The following is a 12,046-nucleotide window of genomic DNA, read 5'->3' as shown; positions in this document are numbered from 1 at the left end:
TCCTCCTCTACCCTCTTTTATTACACTATGATAAATCCATGCTGCAAAGGATCTTCACGGTCCACTACAAATTGATGGATTCCTGTGATATATCCTGTTAATGCAATTTCATAGCCAGCTTCATGCTTTTGACTAATTTCAATGCTGCTACCAAAAATACTGTCATTTTTTTTGACAGCTTCTTCCCCTAAAACTGCTAGTAACGCCAATGTACTGTCTACACCAGGTGAACGTAATATATAGCCATCTCGCTCAAAGGTAACTGACCGTACTGAACTGTCTAGCTGTTCATACATAATGACACCATCTGCTGTACTATATTTCTCACTTTCTAGTAATCCCCACGTACTGATTTCTGCTAATTCATCTAGAACAATTGCCTTTAATTGCTGTGGTTTTTCTACAACAAAGTAGCGGCGCTCATTATCGATAATTACTTGGTCACCTTCTATATGCGCTGGCTTCAATGTCAAATGAACTGATAAAACAGTATCTTTCGGTTCAGAAAGTTTTACATAGGCTTCATAAACACCTTTTACTGTTTCAATAGAGTAAATATTATCTCTTGAAAGCTCTATTATTCCTTGCTCAATCAACGCTGTCATTGTGGCTACAAGTGCTTCATACTTAAAATTTGTAGAAGCCGAATGTTGGAAAAATAATAGTCGATAGGATGCAATAGCTGATGGTAAAACAAGACAGCCATTCATTCCACGGTGTCCTCTAGGTTCATTCAGAAGCAATTGTTTTGTATCTTCGAATTGCGTATTTAAAGCATGAGCCGCTTCCATAATATTTTCATGCGCAAGCATGATTGGTGATTGCACAATAATACGAAAGGCTTCTCCCACTACTTGTGTATCGATCGTTTGAAAAGACTTATGAAAATTCATGCTTATCCTCCCTTAGTGATCCATTGGCGGAATCATCAAATAGCCCTCTTTCAGTGGATCCTGATTATTGTAAAAGAATCGATGCATACCCATAACCCAGGCAGATCCTGTTACCTCTGGAATAACAGCTGTTAGGCCACTAATAGCTACTTCTTCTAGTACACGTGCTTTAAACATTGTCCCCACAATACTTTCATAGATGAAGGACTCATTGAGAGCGATCTCATTTTTTGAATAGAGTGTAGCAATTTTTGCGGATGTACCAGTGCCACAAGGGGAACGGTCAATCCCTCCTGGCGGAACAACAACTGTATTTTTTAAATCTGCTAATGGATTGACTGGGTCTGTATAAAACTCAATATGTGTAAGTCCATGGATAAATGGGAATTCTGGATGGACAATATCTTCCTTAGCATTCACAGCATTGCGGAGACGAATAGCTGTGTTAATAATTTTCGTTGAATTGTCTACAGCTAAGTTTAGATTGATTTTTCTAGCATCTATAATGCCGTAAAAGTTCCCTCCATAAGCTATTTCACATTCCACTACACCTAATTCAGAATCATTTATTTCAATCGTTTTTAATAGAAAGGATGGTACATTTTTAAATGTCACTTCCTTCGCTACGCCATCCACTACTTTAATCTTTACATCAATTAAACCTGCAGGTGTGTCCAATTTTATGTTTGTATAAGGTGTATTAACCTCTATTAAATTTGCTTCAATAAGTGCTGTACAAACGCCTATTGTGTCATGTCCACACATCGGCAAGTAACCACCTGTTTCTATATAAATCACTCCAAAATCTGCTTCGGGATGGCAAGGATCTGTAATGATAACACCTGACATCACACTATGTCCTCGGGGTTCATTCATAAGAAATTTTCGAATCCAGTCAAAATTCTCTTGCATAAATAACATTTTTTCAGACATTGTTTTGCCTTCAAGCTTAGGCATACCGCTTATTAATGAACGTGTTGGATTCCCACCTGTATGGGTATCAATTGTTGTAAAGAGCTTTTGAAATTTCATTTGTGAAGTACTCCTTTCTGGAAACGACTAAGATGAACTGGTTCAGTAGGAATGCATGTATCTTTGTACTGTAGTAATTCTTGGATAAGCTTCCCAGTAACTGCAGCCAAGCTAATTCCATCTCCTTCATGACCTGCCGCAATATAGAAACCAGGCACTTCTTCTACTTCACAAATAATAGGTAAATGATCTTCCGTCCATGGTCTTAACCCTGCATATGTACGAATAATCGACATATCAGCGATTTTTGGATAAAAACGTACAGCACGTCTAGCAATCATTTTCACCACATCGTGATTCACCTTCGTGTCAAAGCCTACAAATTCGCGACTACTTCCTATTAAAAAATTTTGTGCCTCTGTCGGCTCAAACACTAACGCTACCCCGTATTTTTCAATATCCATATCCACTTTACGTTCTCCACCAAATTTTGAAATTAAATAACCAAATTCCATCACTTTTCTTAGCCCTACTAGTTGCTGACGTGATGCGACAAGAATATGTCCTTTGCGAGGTTTAATTGGAATATCAACACCCAGCATTTGCCCAATAAACGGTGCCCAAATTCCACAAGCATTAATTACTTTATTTGCTGTTATCCATCCCTCATTCGTTTCAAGTAAAAATGTACCATCTGGCTGTTTCTTAATATTTTTGACTTCTGTATGTTTTTTTATCTTTGCCCCTAACTTTTCAGCTGAGTGAAACATAGAAAATGTCAGCATATATGGGTTCACTGTTGAATCGGTTTTACATTCCAATCCACCGTATAAGTCATCTGCAAAGTATTTTGACTCATTCCGCAAGTCCTCACGATCTAACATTGTAAAATCTAAACCCGCCTCTCGTTGACGATTAACCCACTGCTGAGCAGCCTCCATCTCTAGCTCACTTTCACAAACAAGAATGCTGCCAGGATTCCGATATTCAAAGCTCATATCTAACTCTCGATTTAACTCATGTACTAATCTTTGACTGACTAAAGACATTTGACTGTCAAAGCCAGGATCTTTATCAATAGCTAAAATATTGCCATCACAGCGAGAAGAAGTACCACTCGCAAGTTCATTTTTTTCAAGTATTGTGATATCAAGGCCCGCTTTTGCACAATAATAAGCAATTGCTCCACCAATAATGCCACCGCCAATAATGACGATATCATGATGGGATTTCTTCATGTCTCTCCCCTCCTTTTCTATTCATGACTGTATGATGCAAAAAACATGCCAATCTATCTTATTGGAATTTGTTTGATAAACTAGTCACTATGTGTCAAAATTATTTATATTATTCAAAATAATTTGACAAATAAATAATGAGGGGGGACTTACATTGCATCCATATCATTTAATAATGAATAAAATATTAAAACGTAACTTTGCTATTATTTCTACTGACGATATAGTGTCCAAAATAAACGATGACAGCAAACAATATTTTGTGCTTGAAAATAATAAACCCTATGCAACAATGCGCGGTAAAAGAAAAAATGATGTTCACTATGTTGCTTGTCATACCATCCAGTTGGATTGCCCACTCAACATAGCTATTGAATATATGAAGGAATATGAATTTTTACTAGTTTGTAGTGAGGAAAAACAATATTTAGGATATTTATGGAGAGAGTCCTTAGTATACGATCTTGCCTATGAATTAGAATGTGGCAATGCTTATTTACAAACCATTTTAGACACAATAAATGAATCATGTACTGTCATTGATGCTGAACAAAATGTTGTTTATTGGACGAAGGGAGCAGAAAGCATTTTTTCTGTGTCTGGAGAAAATATTATTGGAAAGCCCATCACTCAATTTTTCAAAGAAGATCAACTAGAAATTTTACATACTTTACAGCATAGAAAATCTGTTTATCAACAGCAGCATTTTCCTCGGGAAGATCTCGTCGTCATGATCAATTCAAACCCTGTTATGCTGCATGATAAGACAATTGGGGCAGTCGTTGCTGAAACTGATATTACCCATGTCAAAAAATTAAACGAAGAGCTTCATCTTACATCTGAAAAATTATTGAATTTAGAGAAACAGATGAATACTAATGGCTTAGCCTATGATCCATTTACACTTATTCGTGGCAATAGTCCAAAGCTTAAAGAAGTATTAGAAAAAGTAAAAAAGGTAGCAGAAACCGAGGCAAATATTTTAATTTACGGAGAGAGTGGAGTTGGTAAAGAACTGTTTGCACGTGCAGTTCATGCCATTCGAGAAAAGCCTGAAGCACCATTTGTCGCTATCAATTGTGGAGCCATTCCTAGTGGCTTATTTGAAAGTGAGATATTTGGTTATGAAAAAGGAGCTTTTTCTGGAGCCCATCAAAAAGGAAAAAAAGGTAAAGTAGAGCTTGCACGTGGAGGTACTTTATTTTTAGATGAAATTGGTGAAATGCCGCTAGAAATGCAAGTAAAGATTTTAAGATTGCTACAGGAAAAAACGTTTTATACAGTTGGCGGTACAAAGGAAATGGACGTTGAATTTAATTTAGTAGCTGCTACTAATAGAGATTTAAAGCAATTAGTGGCAGAAGGAAAATTCAGAGAGGATTTATATTATCGACTGAATGTGGTGAATTTCACAGTTCCCCCGCTTCGAGAGCGAGCATCAGATATTTTAGAAATTAGCAATTATTTCTTATATGAAAAATCGATTAAATATAATCGACCTATTCAAGGAATCCCAACTGAAATAGCCAATGTTCTTTTAAAATACCAATGGCCAGGCAATGTACGGGAATTATCTAACGTTATCGAGCGACTTGTTGTATTTTCTGATGAGGGAGCCATTCATATGGAAGACTTACCTACGGATATTTTAGCAGCTATGCCAAAAGATGAAAAGTTGGAAGTTAAGAGGGATTTTCCTCTAGGGACAGAGCTTAACAATCAACTTGAACATTATGAACGAGAAATTATTTTAGAACAGCTTGCCAAAGTAAATGGTAATAAAAAAACATGTGCTAAAAACTTAGGCATTACTCGTGCCACTTTATACAATCGATTAAAAAAATTAAACATAGATGTCTAACTTTTTAAAATAAATGTCAATGTTTCTATACACTACTTTCACATATGTCTATAAAATCATTTTCTTAGCGACTTTCTTTTTTCTGGCATAGTTTTTGCATTATCTAGTATGGAAAGTATTTCATATAGTAGAGGTGGAACTATGCAAAATAAATCGATGATTGTATGTCGTTGTGAAGAAATTAGTTACGATGAATTAATAGAAAGCGCATCAAAATATAAGTGCTCTGCACGAGAACTGAAGTTACGAACACGTGCAGGAATGGGCTATTGCGGTGGCCGTACATGCCGTACTATGGTAGATAATATTGCTCATCTTCATCATCCACGTACAAATGATGAAATTTCATTAAAACATCAGGCACCCATTCGACCAGTGCGATTCTCCGATTTAGGGGAGGTTAAATCATGACAGAACGTATAATTACCCACCCCGTTTTAGGGAATTTAATCCAAAAAGAAAAAATAACTTTTACTTTTGACGATCAGGTAATTGAAGGTTACAAAGGTGAATCCCTAGCTGCTGCATTGCTAGTACAAGGAATCCGCACTTTACGTTTGCACGAAGAAACAGGGCAGCCTCGAGGCATTTATTGTAATATTGGTCACTGCTTTGAATGCCGTGTCAATATAAACGGCTTGGACGGCGAGCGAGCATGCTTAACCCCTATTTCAGATGGGATGGTTGTAAAAAGTGGGCAGCCGCTTCCTACGACAGTAAGGGACTGGAGGAAGAACCATGAATAATAAAGTAATTATAATTGGAGCTGGTCCTGCCGGGCTTGCGGCGGCCATTACATTGGCGGAAAAAAATATTGCTGTCCTTGTTATCGATGAATATTTATATGCTGGCGGGCGATTACTTGGACAATTATATGAAGAGAAGCCAGGAACATGGTGGAATGGTATTGTGGAATCTGAACGTTTATTAAAACGAGCTAAAGCAGTCAATGTTGAATTTTTACTACAAACAAGTGTATCCGATTTAGAAAAAGTGGATCAAACGTGGATCATCCACACAACCAAAGGTATATTTCGTACCCAACATCTGCTATTAGCTACTGGAGCTGCCGAATCACCTTTCCCAATTCCAGGCTGGACTCTACCAGGTGTAATGTCTGTTGGAGCAGCACAAGTAATGACAAATGTGCATCGTGTGAAGCCTGGTAAACGGGGAATCATTGTCGGGGTCAATGTACTATCTTCTGCTATTGCGATGGAATTACAATTAGCAGGGATTCAAGTAGCAGCTATCACATTACCTCCCTCTAACTTGTTAGCGAAGAAGAATAGTAATCCTTTAGAAGTTATGAACTCCTTATTACATGTAGCTCATATGGCTCCCTCCCCTCTTGTTAAAATGGGCAGCAAATTGATGAAAAATGACTTTATGAAAAAGCTCGGTATTTCCTTTTATCCCAAAAATGGTGTGAAAATGTGGGATATACCTATTATGTTGCGTAAAGCTGTTATTGAAATCGTCGGTAAAGATCAAGTTGAAGGGGTCGTTTTAGCAACAGTGAATACAGATGGCTCTCTTGTTAAAGGTAGCGAACAACGAATCAAAGCAGATTTTATTTGTATCGCTGGCGGCCTATACCCTTTAGCAGAACTTGCCTCTTTAGCTGGTTGTCCATTCCATTATATCGAAGAATTAGGTGGGTTCATTCCTTTACATAATGAACAAATGGAAACTAATTTAGAGGGGTTGTATGTCGCTGGAAATATTACGGGCATTGAAGGAGCCAAGGTAGCATTAGCACAAGGAAAAGTTGCTGGCCTTACAATTGCTCAACGTCTCAATGCAGGAGCCTCAAAGTATGATATTAAGCTTGCTATCCAAGATGTTGAAAAAACAAGAGCTACTGCACATATTCAATTTCATCCTGAAATTTCAGCCGGTCGTCAACAGATGAAACAAATTTGGGATGAATCTGTTGGACCGCTTACGATTCATTAAAAATGCCTATTAAAGAATAAAAGTCTTTTTCTCATCTTCATGAGTAAAAGGCTTTTTTGCTTTATGGCATAAAACATGCAATACATATGATGTGATTAAAAATCGTGAAAGGAGGTTTTGATTCTTAAACAATATGCCATATATGTACCTTCCATAATATTGAATTACTGATTTGTGTGACAAGATGAATGCTGCTGTATAGTACACAATTTCTTGGGTGGGAATTTCGGGTTTTGATTGAAGAAAACAAGGGGGAAAATCTATGGAGACAATCGTTAATACATTGGTCGATTATATTTGGGGAAATGCACTCGTATACTTAGCATTAGGTGTGGGTCTTTACTTTACCATCCTGACAAAAGCTGTTCAATTTCGTTATATTCCTGAGATGATTCGTTTATTACGTGAACGTAAAGAATCAAAAGAAGGAATCTCTTCGTTCCAAGCTTTTTGTATGGCATTGTCTGGACGAGTTGGTGTTGGTAATATCGCAGGTGTGGCTACGGCCATTGCTGCTGGTGGACCAGGCGCAGTATTTTGGATGGGTGTTATGGCATTTCTAGGGGGTGCAAGTGCATTTATAGAATCTACACTTGCCCAATTATATAAAGAAAAGGCTGATGGTCAGTATCGTGGTGGTTCACCATACTATATCGAAAAGGGTTTAAGACTAAAAGGCTTTGCTATATTTGTTGCGTTTGTTATCTGTCTTTCATATGGTGTTCTAGTGCCAGGAATCCAGGCAAACACAATTGCCACTTCATTTAATACTGCTTTTCATATTCCACCATTTATAACAGGCGCGGTGATTGTTGTTCTTTTGGGATTAATCATATTTGGTGGTGTTAAACGTATAGCTCGTGTTGCTGACAAAATTGTTCCTATCATGGCACTTGCCTACGTCATTTTAACACTTATCATATTAGGGGCTAATGTGAGTGAAATTCCAGGTATGTTTAAACTTATTATTACAAGTGCTTTTGGTACTAATGAAATCTTTGGGGGTATAGTTGGTACTGCAATCGCCTGGGGTGTAAGACGCTCCGTATTTTCAAATGTAGCTGGAGCTGGAGAAGCAACATTTAGTTCTGCTGCTGCTGAAGTATCTCATCCTGCTAAACAAGGCTTAGTTCAGGGTTTCTCAATCTATATTGATACAATCATTGTATGTACTGCTACAGCATTAATGATTCTCATTACAGGTATGTATAATGTTACTCCTCCTGGAACAACGGCACCGTTAGTTGAAAATATCCCAGGCGTCGTGGCAGGTACTGCTTATACACAAGCAGCAGTATCTACAGTATTCCATGATTTTGGAAGTGGATTCGTGGCTATTGCCATCTTCCTCTTCGCATTCACCACTCTAATGGCATACTACTATATTGCAGAGACAACAATTGTTTATTTAGATAATAAGCTACGCTTCCCCATTTTGAAATTAGTATTAAAAATAATCTTCTTACTCGTTGTTTATGTCGGAAGTGTACAATCGGTCAGTCTTATGTGGGGGCTTGGAGATATTGGATTCGGAAGTATGAGTTATTTAAACTTTATTGCGATTGTATTATTAACCAAACCAGCCATTCAAGTTTTGCGAGATTATGATCGACAAAAAAAGGCTGGTCTCGATCCTATTTTTGATCCAAGAGAAGTTGGAATTAAAAATGCTGATTTCTGGATAGAATATAGCAACAGTCATAAACGGAAATAAAAAAACAGTCAGCATACAGCTGACTGTTTCTATTGCCTAGCGACGTCCTACTCTCACAGGGGGAAGCCCCCAACTACCATCGGCGCTAAAGAGCTTAACTTCCGTGTTCGGTATGGGAACGGGTGTGACCTCTTTGCCATCATCACTAGACTATGGTCGGCTTTCAATATACATTGCATTTCTTCGTCAGCTTCTGTCGTTCAGTCAGTCACGTACTTGAGTACGCTCCTTCCCTCTCTCTATTACTTCCTCGAACTACTCGTATCTTGAAACCCTTCATAAAAGAAATTATTCTTTCAAAACTGGATAAACGTGCATTGAATGTTTCAAACATTTTTGGTTAAGTCCTCGATCGATTAGTATTCGTCAGCTCCATATGTCACCACACTTCCACCTCGAACCTATCTACCTCATCGTCTTTGAGGGATCTTACTTACTTGCGTAATGGGAAATCTCATCTTGAGGGGGGCTTCATGCTTAGATGCTTTCAGCACTTATCCCGTCCACACATAGCTACCCAGCGATGCCTTTGGCAAGACAACTGGTACACCAGCGGTGTGTCCATCCCGGTCCTCTCGTACTAAGGACAGCTCCTCTCAAATTTCCTACGCCCACGACGGATAGGGACCGAACTGTCTCACGACGTTCTGAACCCAGCTCGCGTACCGCTTTAATGGGCGAACAGCCCAACCCTTGGGACCGACTACAGCCCCAGGATGCGATGAGCCGACATCGAGGTGCCAAACCTCCCCGTCGATGTGGACTCTTGGGGGAGATAAGCCTGTTATCCCCGGGGTAGCTTTTATCCGTTGAGCGATGGCCCTTCCATGCGGAACCACCGGATCACTAAGCCCGTCTTTCGACCCTGCTCGACTTGTAGGTCTCGCAGTCAAGCTCCCTTGTGCCTTTACACTCTACGAATGATTTCCAACCATTCTGAGGGAACCTTTGGGCGCCTCCGTTACCTTTTAGGAGGCGACCGCCCCAGTCAAACTGTCCGCCTGACACTGTCTCCTGCCCCGCTAAGGGGCATGGGTTAGAATTTCAATACAACCAGGGTAGTATCCCACCGACGCCTCCTTCGAAGCTGGCGCTCCGAGATCTCTGGCTCCTACCTATCCTGTACAAGTTGTACCAAAATTCAATATCAGGCTACAGTAAAGCTCCACGGGGTCTTTCCGTCCTGTCGCGGGTAACCTGCATCTTCACAGGTACTATAATTTCACCGAGTCTCTCGTTGAGACAGTGCCCAGATCGTTACGCCTTTCGTGCGGGTCGGAACTTACCCGACAAGGAATTTCGCTACCTTAGGACCGTTATAGTTACGGCCGCCGTTTACTGGGGCTTCAATTCGCAGCTTCGCTTGCGCTAACCACTCCTCTTAACCTTCCAGCACCGGGCAGGCGTCAGCCCCTATACGTCACCTTACGGTTTTGCAGAGACCTGTGTTTTTGCTAAACAGTCGCCTGGGCCTATTCACTGCGGCTCTCATGCGCTTGCACGCTCAAGAGCACCCCTTCTCCCGAAGTTACGGGGTCATTTTGCCGAGTTCCTTAACGAGAGTTCTCTCGCACACCTTAGGATTCTCTCCTCGACTACCTGTGTCGGTTTGCGGTACGGGCACCTCTCACCTCGATAGAGGCTTTTCTTGGCAGTGTGAAATCAGGAACTTCGTCCATACGGACTCGCCATCACAGCTCAACGTTACAGTGTGCGGATTTGCCTACACACACGCCTTACTGCTTGGACGCGCATAACCAACAGCGCGCTTACCCTATCCTACTGCGTCCCCCCATTTCTCAAACGGTGAGGAGGTGGTACAGGAATATCAACCTGTTGTCCATCGCCTACGCCTATCGGCCTCGGCTTAGGTCCCGACTAACCCTGAGCGGACGAGCCTTCCTCAGGAAACCTTAGTCATACGGTGGACGGGATTCTCACCCGTCTTTCGCTACTCATACCGGCATTCTCACTTCTAAGCGCTCCACCAGTCCTTCCGGTCTGACTTCAACGCACTTAGAACGCTCTCCTACCACTGACATCGTAGATGTCAATCCACAGCTTCGGTGAATCGTTTAGCCCCGATACATTTTCGGCGCAGCGTCACTCGACCAGTGAGCTATTACGCACTCTTTAAATGATGGCTGCTTCTAAGCCAACATCCTGGTTGTCTGTGCAACGCCACATCCTTTTCCACTTAACGATTACTTTGGGACCTTAGCTGGTGGTCTGGGCTGTTTCCCTTTTGACTACGGATCTTATCACTCGCAGTCTGACTCCCGTGTATAAATATCTGGCATTCGGAGTTTGTCTGAATTCGGTAAACCGGGATGGCCCCCTAGTCCAAACAGTGCTCTACCTCCAGTATTCTCATCACGAGGCTAGCCCTAAAGCTATTTCGGAGAGAACCAGCTATCTCCAAGTTCGATTGGAATTTCTCCGCTACCCACACCTCATCCCCGCACTTTTCAACGTGCGTGGGTTCGGGCCTCCAGTAAGTGTTACCTTACCTTCACCCTGGACATGGGTAGATCACCTGGTTTCGGGTCTACGACCACGTACTATTTCGCCCTATTCAGACTCGCTTTCGCTGCGGCTCCGCCTTCTAAAGCTTAACCTCGCACGTAATCGTAACTCGCCGGTTCATTCTACAAAAGGCACGCTATCACCCATTAACGGGCTCTAACTACTTGTAGGCACACGGTTTCAGGATCTCTTTCACTCCCCTTCCGGGGTGCTTTTCACCTTTCCCTCACGGTACTGGTTCACTATCGGTCACTAGGTAGTATTTAGCCTTGGGAGATGGTCCTCCCGGATTCCGACGGAATTTCACGTGTTCCGCCGTACTCAGGATCCACTCAGGAGAGAACGAACTTTCGACTACAGGGCTTTTACCTGCTCTGGCGGACCTTTCCAAGTCGCTTCATCTAACTCGCTCTTTTGTAACTCCGTATTGAGTGTCCTACAACCCCAAGAGGCAAGCCTCTTGGTTTGGGCTCTTCCCGTTTCGCTCGCCGCTACTCAGGGAATCGATTTTTCTTTCTCTTCCTCCAGGTACTTAGATGTTTCAGTTCCCTGGGTCTGCCTTCAAGACGCTATGTATTCACGTCAAGATACTACGCGATTAAACGTAGTGGGTTCCCCCATTCGGAAATCTCCGGATCAAAGCTCACTTACAGCTCCCCGAAGCATATCGGTGTTAGTGCCGTCCTTCTTCGGCTCCTAGTGCCAAGGCATTCGCCGTGCGCCCTTAATAACTTAACCAAGTTATTAAGCCTATAAAAAAACTTAAAAAATAAATGTGTTTGTTACAATTTCAATGTCGTTTTATCCAGTTTTCAAAGAACAAAGCTACTGCCTGCTTCTACATCTCGCAGCTTTGCGACGAAAGCGTAGCGACAGGAGCACA

General features: G+C 41.3%; 8 protein-coding genes and 2 rRNA genes. 5 read left to right on the top strand and 5 right to left on the bottom strand.

Going from position 1 to position 12,046, the window contains the following annotated elements; translation table 11 throughout:
* Positions 1-20: 20 nt before the first annotated feature.
* Genes MHI34_RS09900 through MHI34_RS09890 form a run of 3 tightly spaced genes read right to left on the bottom strand, consistent with a single transcriptional unit; the run spans position 21 to position 3,103 of the window.
* Positions 21-893: a proline racemase family protein gene (locus MHI34_RS09900; RefSeq protein ID WP_342504383.1), complete on the bottom strand. Its 873-nt coding sequence runs from the start codon at positions 891-893 to the stop codon at positions 21-23.
* Positions 894-905: 12 nt separating this feature from the next.
* Complete coding sequence (locus MHI34_RS09895) at positions 906-1,925, bottom strand: proline racemase family protein (RefSeq protein WP_342504382.1); 1,020 nt, start codon at positions 1,923-1,925, stop codon at positions 906-908.
* A complete protein-coding gene (locus tag MHI34_RS09890; protein WP_342504381.1) occupies positions 1,922-3,103 on the bottom strand; it encodes an FAD-dependent oxidoreductase in 1,182 nt (393 codons plus the stop codon). The genes MHI34_RS09895 and MHI34_RS09890 overlap by 4 nt, the downstream gene beginning before the upstream one ends.
* 154 nt (positions 3,104-3,257) lie before the next feature.
* On the opposite strand from MHI34_RS09890, the gene MHI34_RS09885 reads away from it, so the two are divergent.
* The 5 genes from MHI34_RS09885 to MHI34_RS09865 all read left to right on the top strand — a co-directional run bounded on the left by MHI34_RS09885 (position 3,258) and on the right by MHI34_RS09865 (position 8,637).
* Positions 3,258-4,964 (top strand): sigma 54-interacting transcriptional regulator, encoded by a 1,707-nt coding sequence (locus tag MHI34_RS09885; RefSeq protein ID WP_342504380.1) that lies wholly within the window; start codon positions 3,258-3,260, stop codon positions 4,962-4,964.
* 141 nt (positions 4,965-5,105) lie between these two features.
* On the top strand, positions 5,106-5,375 hold the full coding sequence (locus MHI34_RS09880) for a (2Fe-2S)-binding protein (RefSeq protein ID WP_058843564.1): 270 nt from the start codon (positions 5,106-5,108) through the stop codon (positions 5,373-5,375).
* The gene (locus MHI34_RS09875; RefSeq protein WP_036119074.1) at positions 5,372-5,710 is read left to right on the top strand and encodes a (2Fe-2S)-binding protein; all 339 of its coding nucleotides are present in this window, start codon (positions 5,372-5,374) and stop codon (positions 5,708-5,710) included. Before MHI34_RS09880 ends, MHI34_RS09875 begins: the two co-directional genes overlap by 4 nt.
* Complete coding sequence (locus MHI34_RS09870) at positions 5,703-6,923, top strand: FAD-dependent oxidoreductase (protein WP_342504379.1); 1,221 nt, start codon at positions 5,703-5,705, stop codon at positions 6,921-6,923. The genes MHI34_RS09875 and MHI34_RS09870 overlap by 8 nt, the downstream gene beginning before the upstream one ends.
* 262 nt (positions 6,924-7,185) lie before the next feature.
* Positions 7,186-8,637 carry an alanine/glycine:cation symporter family protein gene (locus tag MHI34_RS09865; protein ID WP_342504378.1) on the top strand — a complete coding sequence of 484 codons (1,452 nt, stop codon included), beginning with the start codon at positions 7,186-7,188 and terminating at the stop codon, positions 8,635-8,637.
* Positions 8,638-8,671: 34 nt separating this feature from the next.
* Here the strand turns inward: MHI34_RS09865 and rrf are convergent.
* Together rrf and MHI34_RS09855 are read right to left on the bottom strand one after the other, a co-directional pair.
* Positions 8,672-8,787 (bottom strand): 5S ribosomal RNA (rrf, locus tag MHI34_RS09860).
* Positions 8,788-8,973: 186 nt separating this feature from the next.
* Positions 8,974-11,901 (bottom strand): 23S ribosomal RNA (locus tag MHI34_RS09855).
* Positions 11,902-12,046 lie beyond the last annotated feature (145 nt).

This window comes from Lysinibacillus sp. FSL L8-0126 (genome assembly GCF_038630385.1).
In the GTDB taxonomy this organism is placed as follows: domain Bacteria; phylum Bacillota; class Bacilli; order Bacillales_A; family Planococcaceae; genus Lysinibacillus; species Lysinibacillus fusiformis_D.
Note: the sequence above shows the minus strand (reverse complement) of the source record. Positions and strands in the feature narration are given on the sequence as shown.